Genomic DNA, 22,081 nt, shown 5'->3' on the forward strand with positions numbered 1-22,081 from the left:
TTACGAATTGAAAGCCCGTGAATATTTATCGAGCAAAACGTGAATTTTTTTTAATATTTGATTGTCATCGTCATAGACAGACATGTCTTCATCGCCATACTTTGTCCTGACATGATTTTCAATCATTTCTTTGATCTCTATGATTTCATCCTGCTGTCTTTTTGTTCTGATGAGGTACTTGCCGATCAATTGGAATAATTGATGGTTGTCTATGTCGGCGAGGAAAGTCCCTTCACCGCGGCGTACATAAATGATACCAAGCAGTTCAAGGGCCCTGAGCGCTTCTCTGACACTCTGCCGGCTGACATTCAGCTTATCCTTCAAATACCTCTCACTCGGGAGCTTTTCGCCCACCTGGATATTTTCAGCTTCCACCAGGTTGTGAATCTGTTCTACGATATGTTCCAAACCCGTTCTTTCTTCCATAGTCCCCCCGTATTTGCTACGTTAGATTTAGCGCATTCTGGTAGACCTCTTCCGGGTCCACTTTGATACGGCTGACTCCGCTTTCCATAGCCGCTTTTGCCACTGCTTTTGCAACGTTGGGAGCGACTTCCTTGTTGAATGCATCCGGGATGACATAATCAGCCCTCAGTTCATCTTCAGAAATCAGGTCGGCAATCGCAATGACAGCCGCTTTTTTCATTTCGTCATTGATATGTGTTGCACGCACATCAAGTGCACCCCTGAATATGCCCGGGAATGCGAGTACATTATTGATCTGGTTCGGGAAATCACTGCGTCCCGTCCCTATGATGCTTGCGCCTGCAGCTTTTGCCGTATCAGGCATGATTTCAGGATTCGGGTTCGCCATGGCGAAGATGATCGGATCGTCTGCCATTGTCTTGACCATCTCTTCGGTCAATGCACCTTCGATGGAAACCCCGATGAATACATCGGCATCCTGAATCACATCTTCCAGCCCGCCTTCGACCTGATCCTGATTTGTGAACTGCGCAATTTTTTCCTTGACCGGGTTCATGCCATTCGGTCGGCCTTCATAGATTGCACCTCTTGAATCACACATGATCATCTCTTTTACACCGAAGCTGTACAGCAGGTTGACAATCGCAACGCCCGCAGCCCCGGCGCCGTTCAGGACGACCTTGATCTTATTCAGGGAACGACCCGTCAGCTTCAGCGCATTCATAAGACCACTCAAAGTCACAATTGCAGTGCCGTGCTGATCGTCATGAAAAACCGGTATATCCGTCTCCCGGCTCAGTCTCTCCTCAATCTCGAAGCATCTCGGTGCAGAAATATCCTCCAGATTGATTCCTCCGAAAATGGGGGTCATCAATTTGACCGTGTTGACAATTTCATCCACGTCATTCGTCTCGAGTGCTATCGGGAAAGAATCCACACCGGCAAAATTTTTGAAAAGCGCACTTTTGCCTTCCATTACAGGCAGGCTGGCTTTCGCGCCGATATTGCCGAGTCCGAGTACTGCGGATCCATCCGTCACCACACCAACTGTGTTGCTTTTAATTGTATAGTCGAAGACTGTGCGTTCATCCTCATAGATCTCTTTGCACGGTTCGGCAACACCCGGGGAATAGGCCAGGCTGAGTGCCTCCCTGTCTTTGATTTCCACCTTGGAATTTACTGATAGTTTTCCCTGCTTCTGCTTGTGCATGTGTAGTGCATCATCTCTTAGCGACAAATTGATCTCCCTTTCTCTGAGTGGTCATACCACTTTTTATATTAACATTATCGATATTGTGTGACAACAAATTATCTTAAAATACGTATATCCTCTTTATCCAACATAGATATCAGCACCGGCAGATCCTGCAGCTTCACCCTGCCGATCTCTTCACGGTTCCCGAAATCCAGCACAGGAAGCCCCGCATTGCCGAGAACTTCACTGAAATCATACTTGTGGGCATGCCTGATGAATACCTTCCCGGCCGATTTCAAATATTCCCTTTCGAAAACTTCGGGAGTATCGGCATCATCTATAATGAGCTGTTTCCGACCTTTCCTCTCCTCTATCCTGCCGGATGTCACCAGCATCTTCTCAGACAGCCTGCCATGGATATTGAAGTAGACTTTCGGGAAAATGACCGCCTCCATCTCATGGAAACCATCGGAAACACTTGCGAATGCCATGTTCTGCCCTTTTTTGGTCCGGATCACTTTCACGTTCTCGTAGAACAGCAGATAATCCCCCCGCCGCCTGTCGTGATGAAGCAGTGTAAAAGGAATGTACTGCATATCCCTGTGCATGATCTTGACCGGATGCTCCGAGATGTAGAAACCGAATACTTCCTTCTCCCCTTCGAGCATTTCCAGAGGTTCCATCTCTTCGACATACTGGTACTCTTTTTTTACACTGAAACCCAGCGTACTCAGAAAAGAATCATGCGAATACTCATCACCACTTATACTCTCCACCATGGAAAGCGACTGGAGCATCGTTTTCCTGTTCTCCCGAAAACTGTCCAGTGCCCCCGAGATGATCAGCTGATGCAGCATCTTTTTGTTCAGATTGACAGACTTCACGCGTGTTTTCAGATCATACAGATCTTTGAAAGGTCCGTTCTTCCTTTCTTCTACTATGGCTTCAGCCGTGCGGAAAGTAATTCCGCCGATCATCCCGAACCCCAGTCTGATACCGTTTCCTGCCGTGTTCATCCAGACTGAGCGGTTGATATCAGGGGGCAGGATATCTATCTGCAGCTGCCTGATTTCATCAGTCACCTGCTTCATCTTCACATCGTTGCCGAAGTGGTGCGTCAGAATTACAGCATAAAAAATCTCGGGGTGTTTTGTCTTTATATACGCCAGTATATAGGAAATGCGGCTGTATGCAATCGCATGACTCTTTACAAAACCGTAGTCGGCAAATTCCAGGATCAGATTGAAAATGAACTGTCCGAGTTCAGTTCCATATCCCCTGGAAGCCGCCCCCTGTTCGAAATGGGAACGCTCCTTCTCAAGTGTCGCCCTGTCCTTCTTACTCATCGCCCGTCTGAGTATATCCGCCTCTGCGTATGAATAGCCGGCTATTTTAGCGGCAATCTGCATGATCTGCTCCTGGTATACTATGACACCATACGTCTCCTCCAATATTTCTGTGAGGTCGGGATGCGGGTACGACACCCCGCCGGGGTTCTCCTTCCCTTCTATGAAATGTGGGATTTCCTTCATCGGGCCGGGCCTGTACAGTGCGATGACAGCAGCCAGGTCCAGAAATCCCCTGGGATTCACATCCTGGATGACTTTGCGTATGCCGTCTGATTCGAGCTGGAATATGCCGAGAGTTGCCCCCCTGGCAAGAAGACGGTAGACATCCGGTTCATCGAGAGGAATACATTTCAAGTCGAAGTCTGGTTCCACATGCCGTATTCTATTGACCATATACCTGATCAATGACAGGTTCCTGAGTCCAAGCACATCAATTTTAAGCAGACCCGCCGACTCTACTTCCGTCATCGTCCACTGGCTCAGGGTATGACCCTCCGAGAAGATGACAGGTACGACGTCTGTCAGAGGACTTTCACTCAGCAGCACACCCGCAGCATGTGTCGAGGAATGCCTCGGCAGCCCTTCGACCTGCATGCATATGTCCCTGAAAATCCTGTATTTGTCATCGGCATCCATAAGCGCGCGGAAATTGTCTGATGAAAAGGCTCTTTCAAGTGCCACACCCGGACCATCCGGTATGATACCTGACACAAGTTTCAACTCTTCATCTGTAAATCCGAGGACACGACCGACGTCCCGGGCCGCCATCTTGGCACTGAGTGTACCGTAGGTAATGATGTGCGCAACGTTCATCGTACCGTATTTATCTATGAGGTAATCGACAATCTCATCCCTGCGTGTATCTTCGAAGTCTATATCTATATCGGGCATCGTCACACGTTCAGGATTGAGGAAACGTTCGAAAAGCAGATTGTATTTGAGCGGATCTATTTCTGTGATGTTCAGGAGATATGATACGAGGCTGGCACTCGAGGAGCCCCGTCCGGGGCCGACATAGATTCCTGCATCCTTGGCGTAATTCACCGCATCCTGTACGATCAGAAAATAATCCTCATATCCCATCTCGATAATGATGCCGTATTCATATTCCAGGCGTTCCCTGTATTCTGGCTTGTCTCCGGCCACTGCAGGGAGTCTGTCCATAAGAAGCTGCCAGAGATATTCCTGCGAATCGCTGTTGTCAGGATGCGGGTACACTGGCAGGACATTCTCCGTTTCAGGAACTGAGACATTACATTTTTGTACAATCTGCCTGTTGTGTTCCAGACAGGAATGCTCGTCCTCCGCCAGATCCTGATGGGTTTTGACGAAAGCCGTTCCTGTCCGCTCACTGATTTCACCGGGGTCAAGCTTTATATTGTCACGGATTGCATTTAAAACCGTGAGCGCCGGCAGTCCGGATGGTGAAAGATAACGCGAGGCTTCGGCATATACTCTGGTATAGGCGTCACCGCTTACAGTATGGGACTGGTATTTATCGCTTTCAGCAGTATTCAAGGCGTCCAGAATTGCCACTCCGGCGTCATTCGTTGCCATAGCGACGCATTCTTTTATATTGTCCGAGAGAAATGCAGGCGGAGTATGTTCAATCGACTTATAGGACAGCATTGCCGACAGTCTTATGAGCTCCCTGTAGCCGCGGTCATTCTTTGCAATCAGTATCAGCGGTATGCCATCAAGCCCGTCCTCAACTTTTATCTCCATACCCGCGAGTGGCTTTACATCGTATCCGGGTGCTTTCTGCAAAAAGCTGTAGACACCGTGCATCCGATTGAAGTCTGTCAGAGCAACAGCATGCTGCCCATCGTCGGAAACCTTTTTTAAAAGTTCATCAATTCTGATGCTGCTGTTTAAAAAATCAAAACAGCTGTGTACGTTCAAATTGATCATGGACAACTGCGCCCCTTTCTAAAGTTTGGCGTCCAGGGCCCTTATCATATCAGGGATGCCCTCAGCTGTCTTGAGGCTCGCACCGCTGGCAAACGGGTGGCCCCCGCCCCCGAACTGTTCCGCAACATCATTTATCACCGTGTCCTTGGAGCGGAGACGCACACGTATCTCACCTTCCTCCTCCACTGCCATGAACCAGATTTTCGCTTCTTCTATCTCCCGGTACATGTTGACGCTCATGCTGGCTTCATTGCTGGTCAGGTCATATTTCCGAAGTACGGATTTCGGAACCCATACTGACAGCACACCTTTGTCGGTAATTTCAAAGTTATCGATAAGATATCCTTTGAACCTGAACTGGTTGAGGGACTGCACATTCATGAGTTGCATGTCCTGTGCAGCATCAAAATTGAACGTCTTCAGTTCCGAAGCAATCCGGTGGGTCATGCTGGTCGTATTACTGAATAAAAATCTGCCCGTGTCCCCCACTATGCCTGCAAACAGCAATCTTGCCGATTCATCATCAATGTAGTCATTGTCGAATCCCCACAGTGCAGTGAGCAGATATATGAGTTCCGACGTCGAGGACACACCCGTCTCCACTATATTGATATCACCGTACGGGTCGTGATCCGGATGGTGATCGATCTTGATCACTTTTTCCCCCACGGACAGGTCCCCGTCTATACGGTCCCTGTTGGCAGTATCCAGTACGATCAGCAGCGGATTGCGGAGCGTCGTCACCGGATCCATCCTCCCCAGGTAGTTGAGGGAGACTTCCTCCTCTCCAAGTGCCGCGACGGATTTATTCGGAAAGATCGCTTTCAGCACCGCCTTCAGCCCTAGCTGGGAGCCCAGGGCATCGGGGTCGGGACGTTTATGCCGCATGATGATGATTTCCTCATACTCGTTGATCAGGTTGAGAACTTCCCTGTAATGTGCTTTCAATTGTGAAAACTGTTTTATATATTCTGTGAACAATTGTGATTCTCCCTCTCCAAATATTTACTTGGTAAGCATTATAAATTATACTACAATGTGGAATGGAGTTGTATCAGATGGAAATGTTATATCAAATATCGGTATCTGTTCTGGTTACCCTGCTGCTGGCCAGCCTTTTCATGTTCCTGCTTTTCAAAGTAAGGCAGATCAGGAGCAGACGTGATGTTCAATCTGCACATTTTAACAGCATATCAAGAATCTGGCTCGGTCTGCTCATCCTCGCTTTCGGACTGAATACCATCATCCAGTTCCATACAGCTGTTTCCTATATAATCGGCGCATTGTTCATTATATTGGGTGCATATAACATCTGGCATTTCAATGCTGCCAGAAAGTATTTCAAAGGCAACCTCCCAATCGAGGAGGAAGCCTGGGAGGAATTTGAACGCAAACAGCGGCAAAGCGGCAAATAGACAAGTGGGAATCCACTTGTCTATTTTTTATGGTCGCTGTAATGCTGGATCATCAGCATGGCCTTGGACAATACATTCCCTTCAGAGGAAGTCTCGACTTCAAGACGGAGAAACTGATCTCCGAGGTCGATGATATTACCCTCCAGGACGATTTCCTGGTTGAGCTGTACGAGCTTCACATTTACAAGGTTCAATGAGTCCATGTGGTAGCTGTGGATGCCCCGGCTCTTGAGCACTACTGCTGTCAGCCGTTCGATAAGCCTCATGAACGCTGATTGGGTGATGCTTCCATATTCATCCGTCATAAAAGGCATGACTTTCATGTGGACCCTGTTTTCGTCTATACGGATTTCCCGGTCAATCACCTCTTCCGATGACATGCCCGTACTGAGCTTTCTCGGCTCGAACTCCCTGAACACATCACGCCTGTGCACAACACCCAGAAACCGGCGCTCCCTGTCGACCACCGGTACTATATTCAGCTGGTGCCAGCTCATCACCTGTCTGAGTGTCTGGAGAGTACCCGACGGCAGCACTTCAATATTCTGCTGCAGCCATTCGCTGTAACGCTCTTTATCCACTGAAGAGATGTCTGAGGAGCGTATAGTACCGATATACCTCTCCCCTTCCACCAGGACAGTCATCTTGTCCGCCGGGATATATTCGCGTACATCAGCGGTTTTGAGGTCGTACACATACTTCTCCTGCCTTACAACCAGGTCGTCCGCTGTGACGACATTGCTCATAAGGGATCTGCTGTAGAGCTCCCGCTGTATGACGGAAGCCACAGAAAATGTATCGGCACTGGTTGAAATGACGGGGAGGCCGAGTGATTCCGCTTTTTCCATGATTCCTGCAGCGGGACCGAATCCCCCGGTAATGAGTACTCCTGAACGATTATCCATTGCCCGCCACTGGGCATCCTCGCGGTTGCCCACGATGAGCAGCGCCCCCTTTTCGAGATATGTCTCGAGCGCTTCTGTACGCATCGCACCGATGATGAAGCGGGTAATTTCATGCGCCATTCCCTTTCTGCCGGCGAGGATAGTACCCTGGATGACACGGTTCACCTGCTGAAATGTGAGATTGCCCTCCCCGGCGGATTCCCTCGGCGCAACGCGGATCGTCCCCACTCTTTCTATCGTTTTGACGAGCCCTTCCTTTTCTGCGGATTTTATCGCCCTGTAGCTGGTTCCGTCCGAGACATCCAGGTTCGCAGATATCTGCCTCACTGAGATTTTAGCGCCTTCCGGCAATGCATGTATATATTCGAGTATTTCATCATGTTTTGACATTTAATCACCTTGGGTCCATTATACATTAAAAATAAGGGACACGGCGAGTGTCCCTTATTTTATAAACATATCTGAATCTTAAATTCTGACTTCATCACCCGCTGTCAACACCTGGCAGTCGGTGGACAGTTTATCTTTAAATTCCTGCGGATCCTGCCTGATTGGTGGAAACGTATTGTAATGGACCGGGACGGCTGTTCCCGGCTTCACCAGATTATCAGTTGCATACACCGCATCATCAATCCCCATCGTGAAATTATCACCGATTGGAACAAAGAATACATCAAACGGACCATTCAGTTCTGATATGAGTTTCATGTCACCGAATATTCCCGTATCCCCGGCGTGGTAGATTTTCTTATCCCCCGCCTCAAGGATGATTCCGGTCGGCATACCTGTATAGACCAGCCCGGAACCATCATCGAAAGTATAGCTCGAGCTGTGGAAAGCGTGTACGAATTTGACGGAACCGAATTCGAATTCATTTCTGCCGCCGATGTTCATCGCCACAACTTCGATATCCTTGCTGCCGATATAGTCCGCAAGCTCCACCGGCGCAATGACTGTCGCATTATTCCGCTTTGCGATGTCCACCGTATCTCCGACATGGTCGTTATGCCCGTGCGTGAGGACGATATAGTCGGTCCTGACTTCACCTGCATCGAGATCGGTGAGTTCATTTCCGTTTATGAATGGATCGACGAGCACTTTGGAGCCATTGTTCTCCAAAGCGATGATTGAATGTCCATGATAGCTGAGTTTCATTATGAAGATACTTCCTTTCCATTATGATGATATATATTAACACTACCCGCAGGGCACGTTAATCATGCATGATATGATACAATCTCTTTGAGGTGAATCACGTGAAAACCATTCAGAGAAACCACAATCTGTCAGAAGGATTTACATCTGAAATTCTGGCAAGGGAAGATTTCAGCACGCCGAACAATGTACTGCCCGGCATGAAAAAAGCGCTCCATCCCGGTTCGGAGATCTTTGCATCACTGAACCACTGGGATGAATCCAACCCTTTCATGCTGAAAAACATCATCATCGAGTCCGCCCGCATGATGGCGGATGCCGATGGATTTGTTACAGACCAAGTCTTTTCCGACGGGCACCACCACCTGGACCTGCCGTTCGTCAGCGAACTTTCCAAAATCATCGGTGGACATCATTTCATCGTAGGGCCATCATTCAGTAAAGTTCCGGCATTTCTTCAGAGCCGTCTCCTGGATGAACTCGTCGACCATGACGCGTCAGGCATCATGTATGACACAAGAGATATCGATATGGATGACTTCAATGCCCTGCAGCCTTTGGCAAAACTGAAGATCCATGCCAAAAAGCGGATTGTCATCATCCCTCTTGTCAGGGATGAATCCCAGCTGAAAGAGCTGACAGGAAGCATCCCTTTCGATACAGTGGTTGTCGACCGGCAGACGTGACCCATGGAAATAGCCTCCGGAACAGATTGTCCGGAGGCTATTTCTGATGTATCACAGGAGTGTTTCTATATCGGTATATTCAAGGTTCTGAGCTTCTGCTACAGCCTTGTATGTCACATGACCTTCATACGTGTTGAACCCGCCGAGCAGGACAGGGTTCTGCCTGGCAGCTTCCCTGTACCCTTTATTGGCAATCTGGAGTCCATAGTTCATCGTTGCATTGGTGAGCGCTATCGTGGAAGTACGCGGCACTGCACCCGGCATGTTCGCAACCGCGTAATGGACGACTTCGTGCCTCACGTAAATCGGATCATCGTGTGTTGTCACTTTGTCCGTCGTTTCGAAAATACCACCCTGATCGATTGCGATATCCACGATCACTGAGCCGGCATTCATCGATTTGATCATATCTTCAGTAACGAGTCTCGGCGCTTTGGCACCCGGTATAAGGACGGCACCGATCACTAAATCGCTTTCTTTTACCGCTTGTGCAATGTTGAGAGGCGATGACATGAGCGTCTGCACACTCGCACCGAACAGGTCATCCAGCTCCCTGAGCCGTTTCGGATTGAGGTCCAGAATGGTTACATCGGCACCGAGGCCGATCGCCATTTTAGCAGCGTTCGTACCCGCCATGCCACCGCCGATTATGGTCACTTTGCCGCGGGAAACACCCGGTACGCCACTCAGCAGAATTCCTTTTCCTCCGTTGATCTTCTGCAGGTACTCTGCTCCGATCTGTGTTGCCATTCTTCCCGCAACTTCACTCATAGGAGAAAGCAGAGGCAGTGATCCGTCAGGTGCCTGGATTGTTTCATAGGCAATCGATACAACGTTTTTCTCTAAAAGCGCTTTCGTTAATTCGATTTCTGGAGCAAGGTGAAGATAAGTAAATAAAATCAGGTTCTCTTTAAAGTAGCCGAACTCCCCGGCAAGCGGTTCCTTGACTTTCACAACCATGTCAGCATCCCATGCTGCATCTGCGTTTTCAACGATTTCAGCACCTGCATCAACATAGTCGGAGTCTTCAAAATATGATCCGGCTCCCGCATTCTTTTCAACTTTGACCGTGTGCCCTGCCTCTACAAAAGCATGGACGCCCGCCGGAGTAAGGCCCACACGGCTTTCATTATTCTTTATTTCTTTTGGAACACCAATAATCATTGCAATATCTCCTTTCTTCATTGAAGCAATTGTAACACACAGTTAACAAAATCGTCATGAGAATCGGTTAACATAAGTTATAAATTTTTCAAATGTGGTATAGTATAAAGAAAGCGATATCATACACGAAAGGGGCAATAATAATGCTTAAGTACAACAACATCCTCATTGCAGTAGACGGATCGAGAGAAGCAGAGTGGGCATTCCATAAGGCGATTGAAATCGCCAAGCGTAACGATTCCACACTTTCAGTCATCAATGTGATTGATACACGGTCATTTGCATCAGTTGAGGCATATGACCGGACCATCTCACAGCGGGCGAATGATTTTGCACAGAAACTCCTGGACGGCTATGAAGAACTGGCTGTGGAAAGAGGCGTCACAGATGTCGTCAAGATCATAGACTATGGTTCTCCAAAAAATATCATACCTAAAAAAGCGGTCAAAAAGACAGGCGCAGATCTGATTGCCTGTGGTGCGACCGGTCTGAACGCAGTCGAAAGGTTCATCATCGGTTCCGTTTCCGAAAATATCGTACGGCATGCTCCCTGCGATGTACTGGTGGTCAGAACGGAAAACCTTCCGGATGATTTCGAGCCGGTTGTGGCAACAGAAGAGTTCATGAATGAAAACAAGCAATAACTGAACCCAGTGGAAGCGAAAATGCGGCCCCGGAATAGCACCGGGGCCGCATTTTCGCTTTAGATCAGAGTTCTGCAACCTCCATCACATCGCGCGCAATCATCACTTCTTCGTTTGTGGGAATGATGATGATCTTGACCGGTGAATACGGATGATTGATGAATTTCTCCTGTCCGCGCACATCATTTGATGTCGGATCGAAATAGACTCCCATGAATTCAAGCCCTTCCAGCACTTTGGCACGCACGATATCTGAGTTCTCCCCGACTCCCGCCGTGAAGATGATTGCATCCAGACCACCCATGCGTGTCGCATAGGAGCCCATGTATTTGTGGATCCGCTCGCCGAAAACTTCCAATGCGAGTTCTGCTCTTTCATTCCCTTTCTGCCCTTCTTCCTCGATATCGCGCAAATCACTGGAAAACCCGCTCACGCCAAGCAGCCCGGATTCCTTGTTCAGGACATTCAGGACTTCCACAGCCGATTTACCAGTCTTTTCCATGATATAGGGAATCAGGGCCGGGTCGATGTTCCCTGAACGGGTCCCCATTGTGACTCCCGCAAGCGGCGTAAAGCCCATGGAAGTATCAATCGATTCGCCGCCTTTTACAGCCGCGATGCTCGCACCGTTACCAAGGTGGCAGCTGATGATCCTGAGTTCTTCAAGCGGTCTGTTCATCAGTTCTGATGCTCTCTGGGTGACGTACTTATGACTGGTACCATGGAAACCGTACTTACGGATGCCGTAGTCTTCATAGTAGTTGTACGGCAGACTGTAGAGATAGGAGCTTTCCGGCATTGTCTGGTGGAATGACGTATCAAATACCGCAACATGCGGCACATCGGGCAGCTGTTCCCTGAAGGCATTGATGCCCATCAGGTTCGCCGGGTTGTGCAACGGCGCAAGTTCGCTCAGTTTCTGTATTTCCCTGACGACCTCGTCATCGATCAATACTGACTTGTCGAACACTTCACCGCCATGTACCACACGGTGTCCACTGGCATCGATATCATTGATACTTCTGATGACGCCGTTCTCAACAAGTTTTTCCAGCATGAGGTTGACTGCCTCCTCATGATTTTTAAAGTCCTGATTTATTGTCTTCTTCCCATCATCCACTGTGATGGAGAAGATACCATTATCCAAGCCGATCCTCTCCACGAGTCCCTTGGCTATCTCTTTCTCAGCGGGCATTTCGAACAGCTGGAACTTGAACGAAGAGCTTCCCGCATTTATTGCAATTATTTTAGACATGTTTTCCTCCCGATAACTTAATAGTCATTAGCATAACTATCATACCATGATTCTGTCTGGGCTAAAAAGTGTTTGAACTGATCCGCATTCTTGAAGTCCGGTATGTCTCCGATCAATACTTCATTGTTCTTGAGAGGTGAAAATTTCTTTTTAAGGACGATGATCGATTTCCGCTGATTCTCTGTTTTGAAGATGGAATTCGGCAAATTCAGGAACATCAGCAGTGTTGCCGATTCGGAAAGGTACTTTTTGATTGTCTCGTTTTTTTCTTCAAGCATATCCGACGGTACTACAAACACGCCTATTCCATCATCTTTAACATAGCTCATTGCGCTTTCAAGCATGAGAAGATGGGCATAGCTCCGCTCTTCCTTGAACGCCGTGGTGAACCCCTCCACCTCGAGTGGATAGTAGCCGACCGGCAGGTCACCGATCGCTGCATCCACCTGCGGCAGCCTGACGGGTTCTATGATATTCTGCGGATATATATCCATCGGCACTTCAAGATAATCGCACAGGTTCACGTTCATCTGAGCAAGAAGCGGATCCACTTCCACACCGAACAGTTCAGTGTCCTCAATCTGTTCCTTTACTGTCAGCGACAGGTGACCCGTTCCGCTTCCTGCGTCCAGCAGTCTGATCGGATCTTTGTTGAACAGCTGCAGCAGATGGGATATGAAGTACCCGATTGCATCCGGCGTAAGCTGGTGATTCGGCTGTACTTTTTCTTCTTTTACATGATAAAGGTAGGCGAATTGGAACGCTTTCCTCAGATCACTGTAGGAACCGTCCTTTTCGACACGTATCAACGCCTCCCCCAATGCCTCCAGCCTCGTGGCATCGGGATTGCTCTCAAGCAGACGGTCCGATTCTTCTATCAGTGCATGATAAACATTTTCCATCTTTGATAATTCCATTTAAATCCCTCATTAAACATAAAATAGGGACTGCCCCGCTCGGACAGTCCAGACAAATCATTATACTATTATATTATATAGATTCCAATGCTTCAATCGCTTTGTCATAATTCGGATGATCCGTACCTTCCGGTACATACTCCACATAGACTACTTTGTTGTTCTCATCAAGGACGAATACGCTGCGCGCAAGCAGTCTGAGTTCCTCCATGACGACACCGTAGCTCCTGCCAAAGGAAAGATCCTTATGGTCACTAAGAGTCACCGCATTATCCAGCCCTTCATCCGCAGACCATCTCTTCTGGGCAAAAGGAAGATCATTTGAGATCGTCAGTACAGCTGTATTGTCGACATTCGCAACCCTTTCGTTGAATGTCTTGGTCTGAGTGCTGCACACCCCCGTATCAATTGACGGTATGACACTGATCAGCTTTTTCTTACCGTTATAGTCGCTGAGTGTCACTTCCGAGAGGCCAGTATCCAATACTGAAAAATCCGGTGCCTGGTCCCCAACTTTCACTTCGTCACCAATCAATGTCATAGGGTTTCCTTTGAATGTTACTTTAGCCATTTTGTAGATCATCCTCCTGATAATTTTTCTCTCCATTAACTGTTTCCCGGTACATATGCGCTTTAATCATATTTTTATAACCCTGATAGTCATTCTTCACTACATAGGTGTCAGCGAAGTAATCATGCAGACCCATTCTGTTTTTAGTGAATATGATCATCAGATAGGGTATATAGGCGAGCGCATTATTGATATACCGTCCCACAAGCTCCCGGTACAGCACCTGCATGAAACCGAGTCCTCGGCCGTCCTTATCGATTACGCTGATACCCGTGATCATTTTCCCCAGTGTCTGGCGGAAAAAATAGGTCATCAGTACGAAATAAAGGAAGTAGAGCAGCCCTGAAGCGATATTTTCCACACTGAATATCGGCAGCCATAAATGCGATCCCTTGATATCGAACATGCCGAGCACCGGGTAGATAAGAATCTGTGAAGCTGACCAGATTAAGACCACATCAATGATGTAGCTGACCAGCCGGGTGAAGAAGTGGGCTGTGGCCATGTGATCGAGCTTGTCCATAATCGTATCATTCCCGGCGCCGGGCTGATACCTTGTATTATGTTCCATGTGTATCCCCCCTACTTCTCATACAGGTACATAGGCGTCATGCCCTGTCTGTTGTCCAGTAAAGATTCGATCTTATCGATATCGCTTCTGCCTGTTATGTCAGACAGCAGGTTTTTGGCCTTATAGCTTAATGGGAAGTTATTCTGGCCGTTATATCCGTATTCAATGACCTGCGGGTTGCCGCCGAGTTCCTCTTCCAATGCTTTCATGGCATCCTCAAAGTAGCCCATCTGGTCGACGAGGCCGTTTTCCATTGCGTCTTCACCCATATAGATGCGACCGTCGGCCAGGTTCTTGACTTCCTCGTCGCTCATGTCCCTGCCTTCAGCAACTACGTCAACAAAATCCTGATACATTCCATCGACCATGCTCTGCACATACTCTGACTCCTCTTCAGTGGGATCCCTGTGCCCGCCAAGCATCTCTTTCATGTCCCCACTCGCATAAGTTTCGAATTCCACCCCGAAATCCTCTGCGAGCTGGCTGTAGTTGATGCTCTGCATGATGACACCAATCGACCCGGTCATCGTCTCATTGGAAGCGAATATCTGGTCGGCAGGCGCGGAGACGTAGTATCCGCCGGAAGCTGCCATGCCTCCCATTGAGCTGTAGACCGTCTTCCCGGCCTCTTTGATCTGCTGCAGATATTTATGGATTTCAGCACTCTCGTAGACTCCGCCCCCTGGTGAGTTCACATTGAGCATGACTCCCTTTATCGTGTCATCATCGAGGATCTGCTTGAGCGATTCGATCACAAGCGTATGGTTATACCCCTGTGACTGGAACATGCCCGGCTGTTCCCCCGAATCCATGATGGTGCCTTCAATATTGACCACTGCGATCCTGTTTGCTGCATCACCCTCTTCCATCACAGTTGAAGGCGGAAATTCACCTCCTGAGAATTCACTGAATACATCTTCCCAGTCGCTTGCCCACATGGCATTGAAAACAGAGGCCACGACACCAAAAACGAGAAGTGCCAGTGCGATTACAACCGCTATGATACGTTTCAAAAAACCAGTCCTTTCCTATGTATTATATTCATTTATAATGATACCATACAGCGAATAATTTATAACGTAACTCCACCCATGTTCAAAAAATAGAAAAAATTGCCGTATCCGCTATGAACAGGTACCCCTGATGGATTGCTGAATTGTTAAACTGGCATGATCTGTGGTATAAAAGTATTAGATGGCAGAAAAGGACAGGCTAGACAAATAGTATTTAGGAGTGAACCGTTTGAATAACAACATTTATAAGACAGTATATTTCTTTGCTCCGCACGGCGAAGAGACCAGGGAAGTGCACGATGAACTGTCTGACATTTTTTCAAGACATGGCATCGAAGAAGTGGGGGCAAGTGATGATGCAGATATCATCGCATCCATCGGCGGTGACGGAGAATTCCTTCAGTCGGTCAGGAAGAACAACTTCCGGGATGATTGCGTCTATCTTGGAATTGCCGTAGATGGTGCAAACTATTTTTATGTTGATTTCCACTACCGTGATATAAAAACACTCGAAGAGGCGATCGATCAGGATAATCTGGACGTACGAAATTATCCGCTTCTCGAAGTCAGTATCAATGACAATAAGCCGAGCTACTGCCTCAATGAATTCACACTGCGCTCGAGCATTGTCAAAACCATCAAAATGGATGTCTACATCAATGATTTCCTGTTCGAACAGTTTAACGGGGACGGTATTCTCATCGCCACACCGACAGGTTCGACAGGCTACAACAAATCACTCGGCGGTTCGGTCGTAGATCCGCTCATCCACGCAATGCAGGTGACGGAACTGGCAAGTGTCAACAACAATACCTACAGGACACTCGGCACGAGCTTCCTTCTGAACAAGGAAAGGCCGCTGACCCTGCTCATTGACAAAAATCTGGATTACTACCCAATCATGTCACTCGATAATGAAGCGATAAGTGTACGCAACACGGAAAAAGTCGAGGTATCGATCAGTGACAAACTGATCAAGACTCTGAAACTGAAGGACAATACATTCTGGCACAAAGCACAAAGAAACTTCCTCTGACTCCAGAGGAAGTTTCTTTTTTCATATCATGAAAGGAAATCATATATATTTTTCAGTATCAGCACACTGGTAACAATGATGAACAGCCCCCTTACATATCCCACTCCTTTTGAGATTGCAAGATGGGCACCGGCATATGAACCAAGCACCATGCTTGCCGCCATAGCAAGTCCGTAGGTATAGTTCACTTCGCCCATCGTGATGAAAAGCAGCAGTGCACCGATGTTGCTGCCAAAGTTCAACACTTTGGCATTGCCCGCCGCCCTGAGGAAATCAAAGCCGGTGAAAAGCATGAGGAACAGAAGGAATGACCCTGTGCCGCCGCCCATGAATCCGTCATAGAATCCGATGATGATGACAAACACTATCAGTATGACTGCCTTGCCCTTTGAAAGTGCATTCTTCTTTTCTATCGCCCCCCAGTCCTTCCTGAATAATGTATAGACAAGGACGATGATCAGCATGACCAGGACCAGCGGCTTCAGAACTTCACCAGGCAGCCTGACTGCGATGAAGGCACCGGCTATGGAAACGAGGACGCTTACAGGGAACAGTTTCATCATCCGCCTGAAGTCGACATTCCTCGACCTGAGGAATTTCATGGAACTCGTGAATGATCCGAATGCAGATGCGAGCTTATTGGTCCCGAGGGCAGTTGCCGGCGACATACCGGTTGCGAGGAGCGCCGGGATGGATATCAGACCGCCCCCGCCTACCACGGCATCGATGAAAGCGGCTATGAAACCGAGCACAATGATCAGCAGCAGGGCTGAAAGTTCAAATTCCATGACTCAGCCTACAGCAGTGAGTCGAACGCATCAGAATCTTCTTTTGCATCCGGTTCATAAATTTCTATATTTTCAAGCGCTCTGTGGATCATCGGATTGAAATCGACATTCGATTCAAACTTGAGAACATTGTCCAGCGCCGGTCTCGTCTTCGGCGCCTTCGGCTTGAATATCGTACAACAGTCTTCAAACGGCATGATGGATGTTTCATAAGTACCATATTCTTTTGCCTTTTTGACGATGTCATTCTTTTCAAGTGTCAGCAGCGGACGCAGGACGGGAAAGCTTGTCACTGCATTGATTGCATGCATGCTGGTGAGCGTCTGGGAAGCAACCTGTCCAAGGTTCTCACCGTTTACCACTGCCTGGGCATCTATCTTTTCAGCCAGTTTTTCCGCAAGCCTCAGCATGACGCGCCGCGTTGAAGTCATGGATATATTATCCGGAATCTTATCATATAGAGTGGTCTGCAGTTCGGTGAACGGTATGATGTGAAGTCTGATATCCACACCGGTTCGCTCTGACATGATATCGATCAGCTGCTTGACCTTATCCGTCGCCTGCATGCTCGTATACGGCGGGGAATGGAAATGGATCGCTTCCAGCTTCACACCTTTTTTCATGATTTCAAAACCTGCCACCGGGGAATCGATGCCCCCTGAAAGCATGAGCAGTGCCCTGCCCCCTGTGCCGGCAGGCAATCCCCCGACACAGCTGATTACATCATGATACATATAGATGGCGTCAAGACGCACTTCGACCATGACCTTATAGTCCGGTTCCCTGACATCGACCCTGATATTCTCAGTGTTTCTGAGCAGCAGACCGCCGAGCATATCCTGAATATCGAATGTTTTCAGGTGAAACGCCTTATCTGCACGCTTGACTTCTATTTTAAATGAACTCCCCGGTTTGAAGTCCGCGGCAAACTGAAGCGCCGTCTCTTTCATCGCCTCTTCAGTCCTGTCCATTTTCACAACCGGGGATACACTCAGGATACCTGTCACATGCCTCAGCTTCTCCATCACTTCATAGGGGTCGGCCTCGAATAGTTCGATGTAGGCGCGGTCCCTGTTCGCCTTCACTTTGACGTCAAGACCTTCAAGGGCACGGATCATCGTCTTTCTGATTGCATTGACGAACATCTTCCTGTTTTTCGTCTTCAGGGTCAGCTCACCATATCTCACTAAAATGTGGTCGTATTTCATTTTAGTACACCTCCTATTTGCTTGTGTACTCCGTTAAGAGCTTCAATTAATATATCTGCTTCCTCATCTGTTGTAAAGCTTGAAAATGAAATCCGGATGCTGCCCTTTACAACCGCCTCCGTATTGTCCATCGCCACGAGTGTTTCATTAAGTACAGAAAGTTTTGAGGCACATGCACTCGTGGTCGACACCATGATGCCGCGGGCGCCAAGTGCATTCACCACGACTTCCCCCATGGCACCTTCAAAAGACAGGTTCAATATATGGGGGACGCCACCGGGCTGGACGCGGACAGAGGAGAGAGCTGAAACTGCATCCCTTACGCGTTCATTGTACCGGGCTATCCTTCTGTAACTCTCTCCCCTGTTCTCTGTTGCGATCCTCAAGGCTTTTGCCATCGCCGCCACCGCACCCAGATTGACAGTTCCGCTTCGGATACCTGATTCATGGCCTCCACCGTACATGACAGGCCGGAGAATACCCTCCCGTTTCACAATCAGGCTGCCTGCGCCCTTCAGTCCATGGAATTTATGTGCACTCAGGCTCAGAGTATCCGCCCCGTCTAAATCCATGTCGACTTTGCCTATTGCCTGGGTCGCATCTACATGGAAATGCACTTTGGGGTAATCCTTCAGTATTTCCGCAATTTCAGACACCGGCTGGACTGCTCCCGTTATATTATTTACAGCCATGACTGAGGCGAATACAACATCGCTGTCAAGCTTCCCCTCCAAATCTTCAAGGTCAATTTGTCCGTCTTGCTTGGTACCGATGTATTTGACGTCGAACCCTTCATTTTTCATCTCTTCAATGACGTTGATGACACTCGGATGTTCGATTTCACTGACAAGAATCGTTCTGCCGAACTGTTTTTTATTCTTCAGCACCCCCTGTATGGCGATGTTATTGCTCTCTGTCGCCCCGGAGGTAAACACACATCCCCACCCCCCCAGGCCAAGCAGTTCGAGCACCTGTTTCCTCGAAGCCTCAAGCAGCTGCCCTGCCCTTCGGCCTTCCGGATGGATACTTTCTGTATTGTAATAGTAGTTCCTGTTTACCTGTTGAAATGTTTCCAGGGCCTCCTCAAACGGACGTGTTGCCGCTGCATTGTCCATATATATCAAAATGCCACTCCTTACGTAAAAGTGACCTGGGATATAAATATCCCAAGCCGCCTTTGATTATTCATTATCAAATTCTCTTTCAATTCTTGCCGCTGCACCCGGTTCAACCTTTTCGAGCCCGTTTTTCGCAATCTCGAGCGCACGTTTATAACGGTTCTCCTTGAACAGGCGTTCCGCCTCATTCAGCATCGTGTTGAAATCATGGTCATCCCGGCGGTATCTGTTGCCGTATTGAATCATAAGTTCCGTAAGCTGTGCTTCCTGAAGTATTTCATATGCCTCCTGGTTGAACTTGTTGAGCAGCAGTACAGTATGATTCACCTTGTCCTTTATATACTGGACATTCAGCGGCCGGCGCTCAAAGTACTTGTGTATCTCCTTGACATCGATGTCAAGCTCATTTTTCATGACCAGGAATTTCTCAGGAACGCTAGACATATTGGAGCCCATCAGCTCCCTGTATATGTCCTCTTTCCTGTCCTGGACAAGGAGTGCATTTTCCCTGGCTTCTGCTTCGTCTTCGCGGAGGGTGATCAGGTACTCCTGTATCTGCTTCTGTTCATCATTGATGGCACCGATGTTCTCTTTGATATACTCCAGGTTATCAAGCACTTCACTGTATCTCGCCGTCGTCTTTCGCATTTCAGTAGTGATTTCATCGTAAACATCGATGAGGTTCTCTATTTCATGCTCGAATTTCTGGACTTTATGGATGTCGGATTCATTGATGTGGAACTGCTCTTTCACATACTCGATTTCTGTCCTGAGCGTGTAGTTGAGATCCTTGGCATGGAACAGGTCATCCGTGATGATATGCTGTTCGTGATCGACCTTCGTCTTTGACCGGACTTCATGCTCCACAAGCTCAAGCATGTCATCAAGCTGCGCATTGATATCATCGAGGATCGCCCTCGCCTCATCCAACTCCAGCCGGGTGATCAGCGGTTCAACGAGATTCAGTTTACCTTTCAGCGTGGACAGTTTGCCCTCGACTTTGATGTGTTCAAGGTCATAGCCCTCCGCTTTAAGATCGCGGCAGCCGAATCTGATCTCCTGGAACTGCTGCGGGAGTTCCTTCTGCACATCCTTGATGAGCAGTGGGATTTCGTCCATATTCTCTTTTAATGTCGAGAGTTCCTCATGGACATCGTTGATGTGCTTGTTCGCTGTCACATAGTTTCCTGCATTCACCAGCTGTTCATATTCCTGAAGTTCAGGTTCGTAAGCCTCAATCAGTTTCTCAAGCGAAGGCTGGGAGTCACCGAACTTATGACCGTTTGCCAGAACATCCCTTTTGGCTTCCCTGTACAGTTGCTCCGATTCATTGAAGTTTCTCTCACCAGCTTCATTGGAATCAAGCAGCTGACCGATTTCAGAAGTCAGTGCCTGATATTGCTGCTCCACTCCATCAAGCGTCTCTTTTACAGAACCTGCTTTTTCCCGCCCGTCGTTAAAACGAAACCGGTCGACATCCTCTGATGCCGAGCCCAGTTCTTTTTCTGCTTCAGTAAGGGAGCTGTTCAATGCATTTTGCCAGTCAGACTGCCATTTTTTATAGAGAGTCAGTGCCTCACCATGGAGATTGTAGTCCTTCACCTTGACCAGGGTATCCTGGAAAGGCAGTGCTTTCACTTCTTCAAGCCTGGACTGCTGACTGCTAATTTCATCTTTTCTTATATTCCGCATGTATAATAGTGCACCCATCCCGATTATCGCCAAAAGGATGAGCACGATTAAAACATAAACCCACATACAGCTACCTCCTAAACATATATTCAATTATAGCTTAAATGACAGGAACAAAAAACATTTAAATATACAAATCAGTCGTTAAATTCGATGCTACAATTTATGATTCCGGCCGTTTTTCCAGCATGTGTCAGCTGAAAATCCCCGCTTCCGGATGGCAAGTATAAAAAGAAAAATTCCAACTATCAATATATTACCATTAATACTCGGGTTCCGGTGTTCTATTATATTAAAAATCTAAAGATTGAAACAGATTTCAAAAGATTGTATAATTTAATAATATTTATAAAAGATGAAGGTGATGCAATGTATACGGCAGTTGAAATCAAAGACTACACACAGCTTAACCAGATGCTGAAAGGACTGATCGAAGACGAAACAGACCGGATTGCCAATCTGTCAAATGCAGCGAGTCTGCTCAATCAATTCCTGGATAATGTAAACTGGGTCGGTTTCTACCTCTATAGAAAAGAAACGGATGAACTCATACTCGGTCCCTTCCAGGGCCTTCCTGCCTGCGTCCGCATACAGAACGGCAGAGGGGTCTGCGGCACTGCATTCAAGGGCAACGATATATTCATCGTTGACGATGTCAACGAATTCCCGGGGCATATCGCCTGTGATGCAAATAGCAAATCGGAAATCGTCATACCTGTCTATAAAGACGGTGAACCAATCGGAGTGCTCGACATCGATGCGCCTGTATACGAGCGATTCACAGAAGAAGACCGTGCCGGTCTCGCAGAATTCGTAGCTGTACTGAAAAACCACATATAATCATATCATCCATTGACTTATGCTGCATGGTGATGTAGAATTACTAATTGTGTAAATAAACGGATTAAGTAGCGGATAATTATTACATGCCAGTATGCGGTCCCCTCAAGAGGTGTGCTGTGTAACTGATGCTATTAGGCGAAGGCACTTTAAATCGCATGCCCATGTAAGTGGTTGTCACCCTTATGATGTTTGTTGCATAAACTAAACACATTAAGGAGG

General features: G+C 47.8%; 21 protein-coding genes. 5 read left to right on the top strand and 16 right to left on the bottom strand.

The window, feature by feature from the left end; genetic code table 11:
• From C792_RS0108740 to C792_RS0108755, 4 genes are all read right to left on the bottom strand, one after another.
• Complete coding sequence (locus C792_RS0108740) at positions 1 to 426, bottom strand: FadR/GntR family transcriptional regulator (protein ID WP_017549092.1); 426 nt, start codon at positions 424 to 426, stop codon at positions 1 to 3.
• 16 nt (positions 427 to 442) lie between these two features.
• Positions 443 to 1,663: an NADP-dependent malic enzyme gene (gene ystJ / locus C792_RS0108745; protein WP_026090301.1), complete on the bottom strand. Its 1,221-nt coding sequence runs from the start codon at positions 1,661 to 1,663 to the stop codon at positions 443 to 445.
• 71 nt (positions 1,664 to 1,734) lie between these two features.
• Positions 1,735 to 4,881: a DNA polymerase III subunit alpha gene (locus C792_RS0108750; RefSeq protein ID WP_017549094.1), complete on the bottom strand. Its 3,147-nt coding sequence runs from the start codon at positions 4,879 to 4,881 to the stop codon at positions 1,735 to 1,737.
• An 18-nt stretch (positions 4,882 to 4,899) separates the two neighbouring features.
• Entirely contained in the window at positions 4,900 to 5,862 is a 963-nt protein-coding gene (locus tag C792_RS0108755) for a DHH family phosphoesterase (protein WP_017549095.1), read from the bottom strand.
• A gap of 77 nt (positions 5,863 to 5,939) precedes the next feature.
• Here C792_RS0108755 and C792_RS0108760 point away from each other — a divergent pair, with 77 nt between their 5' ends.
• A complete protein-coding gene (locus C792_RS0108760; RefSeq protein ID WP_017549096.1) occupies positions 5,940 to 6,296 on the top strand; it encodes a YtpI family protein in 357 nt (118 codons plus the stop codon).
• Positions 6,297 to 6,316: 20 nt separating this feature from the next.
• Here the strand turns inward: C792_RS0108760 and C792_RS0108765 are convergent, their stop codons facing one another.
• Entirely contained in the window at positions 6,317 to 7,591 is a 1,275-nt protein-coding gene (locus C792_RS0108765) for a DRTGG domain-containing protein (protein ID WP_017549097.1), read from the bottom strand.
• Positions 7,592 to 7,669: 78 nt separating this feature from the next.
• Positions 7,670 to 8,356 (bottom strand): metal-dependent hydrolase, encoded by a 687-nt coding sequence (locus tag C792_RS0108770; RefSeq protein WP_017549098.1) that lies wholly within the window; start codon positions 8,354 to 8,356, stop codon positions 7,670 to 7,672.
• Positions 8,357 to 8,457: 101 nt separating this feature from the next.
• Here C792_RS0108770 and C792_RS0108775 point away from each other — a divergent pair, with 101 nt between their 5' ends.
• Positions 8,458 to 9,042: a hypothetical protein gene (locus C792_RS0108775; RefSeq protein WP_017549099.1), complete on the top strand. Its 585-nt coding sequence runs from the start codon at positions 8,458 to 8,460 to the stop codon at positions 9,040 to 9,042.
• Positions 9,043 to 9,093: 51 nt separating this feature from the next.
• On the opposite strand, the gene ald is transcribed toward C792_RS0108775, so the two are convergent.
• Positions 9,094 to 10,206, bottom strand: a complete 1,113-nt coding sequence (gene ald, locus C792_RS0108780) for an alanine dehydrogenase (RefSeq protein ID WP_017549100.1) — start codon at positions 10,204 to 10,206, stop codon at positions 9,094 to 9,096.
• Positions 10,207 to 10,349: 143 nt separating this feature from the next.
• Between ald and C792_RS0108785 the strand changes: the two genes are divergently transcribed.
• The gene (locus tag C792_RS0108785) at positions 10,350 to 10,850 is read left to right on the top strand and encodes a universal stress protein (RefSeq protein WP_017549101.1); all 501 of its coding nucleotides are present in this window, start codon (positions 10,350 to 10,352) and stop codon (positions 10,848 to 10,850) included.
• A 64-nt stretch (positions 10,851 to 10,914) separates the two neighbouring features.
• On the opposite strand, the gene C792_RS0108790 is transcribed toward C792_RS0108785, so the two are convergent.
• The 5 genes from C792_RS0108790 to sppA all read right to left on the bottom strand — a co-directional run bounded on the left by C792_RS0108790 (position 10,915) and on the right by sppA (position 15,177).
• Positions 10,915 to 12,105, bottom strand: coding sequence for an acetate kinase (locus C792_RS0108790; RefSeq protein WP_017549102.1), 1,191 nt, complete (start codon positions 12,103 to 12,105; stop codon positions 10,915 to 10,917).
• 17 nt (positions 12,106 to 12,122) lie between these two features.
• Positions 12,123 to 13,022 carry a class I SAM-dependent methyltransferase gene (locus C792_RS0108795; RefSeq protein WP_017549103.1) on the bottom strand — a complete coding sequence of 300 codons (900 nt, stop codon included), beginning with the start codon at positions 13,020 to 13,022 and terminating at the stop codon, positions 12,123 to 12,125.
• Between the two features lie 73 nt (positions 13,023 to 13,095).
• Positions 13,096 to 13,593, bottom strand: coding sequence for a thiol peroxidase (gene tpx / locus C792_RS0108800; RefSeq protein ID WP_017549104.1), 498 nt, complete (start codon positions 13,591 to 13,593; stop codon positions 13,096 to 13,098).
• Positions 13,586 to 14,164: an RDD family protein gene (locus C792_RS0108805; RefSeq protein WP_017549105.1), complete on the bottom strand. Its 579-nt coding sequence runs from the start codon at positions 14,162 to 14,164 to the stop codon at positions 13,586 to 13,588. The genes tpx and C792_RS0108805 overlap by 8 nt, the downstream gene beginning before the upstream one ends.
• A gap of 11 nt (positions 14,165 to 14,175) precedes the next feature.
• Complete coding sequence (sppA, locus tag C792_RS0108810; RefSeq protein WP_017549106.1) at positions 14,176 to 15,177, bottom strand: signal peptide peptidase SppA; 1,002 nt, start codon at positions 15,175 to 15,177, stop codon at positions 14,176 to 14,178.
• Positions 15,178 to 15,406: 229 nt separating this feature from the next.
• On the opposite strand from sppA, the gene C792_RS0108815 reads away from it, so the two are divergent.
• Positions 15,407 to 16,213: an NAD kinase gene (locus tag C792_RS0108815; protein ID WP_017549107.1), complete on the top strand. Its 807-nt coding sequence runs from the start codon at positions 15,407 to 15,409 to the stop codon at positions 16,211 to 16,213.
• A gap of 26 nt (positions 16,214 to 16,239) precedes the next feature.
• Here C792_RS0108815 and C792_RS0108820 read toward each other — a convergent pair whose 3' ends face one another.
• The 4 genes from C792_RS0108820 to C792_RS0108835 form a co-directional block, all read right to left on the bottom strand.
• The gene (locus tag C792_RS0108820) at positions 16,240 to 17,001 is read right to left on the bottom strand and encodes a TSUP family transporter (RefSeq protein ID WP_017549108.1); all 762 of its coding nucleotides are present in this window, start codon (positions 16,999 to 17,001) and stop codon (positions 16,240 to 16,242) included.
• 8 nt (positions 17,002 to 17,009) lie between these two features.
• Complete coding sequence (gene thiI, locus C792_RS0108825) at positions 17,010 to 18,209, bottom strand: tRNA uracil 4-sulfurtransferase ThiI (protein WP_017549109.1); 1,200 nt, start codon at positions 18,207 to 18,209, stop codon at positions 17,010 to 17,012.
• A complete protein-coding gene (locus tag C792_RS0108830; protein ID WP_245537538.1) occupies positions 18,206 to 19,324 on the bottom strand; it encodes a cysteine desulfurase family protein in 1,119 nt (372 codons plus the stop codon). The genes thiI and C792_RS0108830 overlap by 4 nt, the downstream gene beginning before the upstream one ends.
• 66 nt (positions 19,325 to 19,390) lie before the next feature.
• Positions 19,391 to 21,085 carry a septation ring formation regulator EzrA gene (locus C792_RS0108835; protein WP_017549111.1) on the bottom strand — a complete coding sequence of 565 codons (1,695 nt, stop codon included), beginning with the start codon at positions 21,083 to 21,085 and terminating at the stop codon, positions 19,391 to 19,393.
• Positions 21,086 to 21,388: 303 nt separating this feature from the next.
• On the opposite strand from C792_RS0108835, the gene C792_RS0108840 reads away from it, so the two are divergent.
• A complete protein-coding gene (locus C792_RS0108840; protein ID WP_017549112.1) occupies positions 21,389 to 21,859 on the top strand; it encodes a GAF domain-containing protein in 471 nt (156 codons plus the stop codon).
• The last annotated feature ends 222 nt before the right edge of the window (positions 21,860 to 22,081 follow it).

Origin of the sequence: Salinicoccus carnicancri Crm (assembly GCF_000330705.1) — a bacterium.
GTDB lineage: Bacteria > Bacillota > Bacilli > Staphylococcales > Salinicoccaceae > Salinicoccus > Salinicoccus carnicancri.

What these genes read in the sequence shown, in the direction of transcription:
- C792_RS0108770 (WP_017549098.1), bottom strand. Translation starts at nt 8,356, where the DNA reads ATGAAACTCAGCTATCATGGACATTCAATCATCGCTTTGGAGAACAAT.
- C792_RS0108750 (WP_017549094.1), bottom strand. Translation starts at nt 4,881, where the DNA reads ATGATCAATTTGAACGTACACAGCTGTTTTGATTTTTTAAACAGCAGC.
- C792_RS0108830 (WP_245537538.1), bottom strand. Translation starts at nt 19,324, where the DNA reads ATGGACAATGCAGCGGCAACACGTCCGTTTGAGGAGGCCCTGGAAACA.
- C792_RS0108795 (WP_017549103.1), bottom strand. Translation starts at nt 13,022, where the DNA reads ATGGAATTATCAAAGATGGAAAATGTTTATCATGCACTGATAGAAGAA.
- tpx (WP_017549104.1), bottom strand. Translation starts at nt 13,593, where the DNA reads ATGGCTAAAGTAACATTCAAAGGAAACCCTATGACATTGATTGGTGAC.
- C792_RS0108835 (WP_017549111.1), bottom strand. Translation starts at nt 21,085, where the DNA reads ATGTGGGTTTATGTTTTAATCGTGCTCATCCTTTTGGCGATAATCGGG.
- C792_RS0108785 (WP_017549101.1), top strand. Translation starts at nt 10,350, where the DNA reads ATGCTTAAGTACAACAACATCCTCATTGCAGTAGACGGATCGAGAGAA.
- C792_RS0108765 (WP_017549097.1), bottom strand. Translation starts at nt 7,591, where the DNA reads ATGTCAAAACATGATGAAATACTCGAATATATACATGCATTGCCGGAA.
- ald (WP_017549100.1), bottom strand. Translation starts at nt 10,206, where the DNA reads ATGATTATTGGTGTTCCAAAAGAAATAAAGAATAATGAAAGCCGTGTG.
- thiI (WP_017549109.1), bottom strand. Translation starts at nt 18,209, where the DNA reads ATGAAATACGACCACATTTTAGTGAGATATGGTGAGCTGACCCTGAAG.
- C792_RS0108805 (WP_017549105.1), bottom strand. Translation starts at nt 14,164, where the DNA reads ATGGAACATAATACAAGGTATCAGCCCGGCGCCGGGAATGATACGATT.
- C792_RS0108740 (WP_017549092.1), bottom strand. Translation starts at nt 426, where the DNA reads ATGGAAGAAAGAACGGGTTTGGAACATATCGTAGAACAGATTCACAAC.
- C792_RS0108820 (WP_017549108.1), bottom strand. Translation starts at nt 17,001, where the DNA reads ATGGAATTTGAACTTTCAGCCCTGCTGCTGATCATTGTGCTCGGTTTC.
- C792_RS0108840 (WP_017549112.1), top strand. Translation starts at nt 21,389, where the DNA reads ATGTATACGGCAGTTGAAATCAAAGACTACACACAGCTTAACCAGATG.
- C792_RS0108790 (WP_017549102.1), bottom strand. Translation starts at nt 12,105, where the DNA reads ATGTCTAAAATAATTGCAATAAATGCGGGAAGCTCTTCGTTCAAGTTC.
- C792_RS0108760 (WP_017549096.1), top strand. Translation starts at nt 5,940, where the DNA reads ATGGAAATGTTATATCAAATATCGGTATCTGTTCTGGTTACCCTGCTG.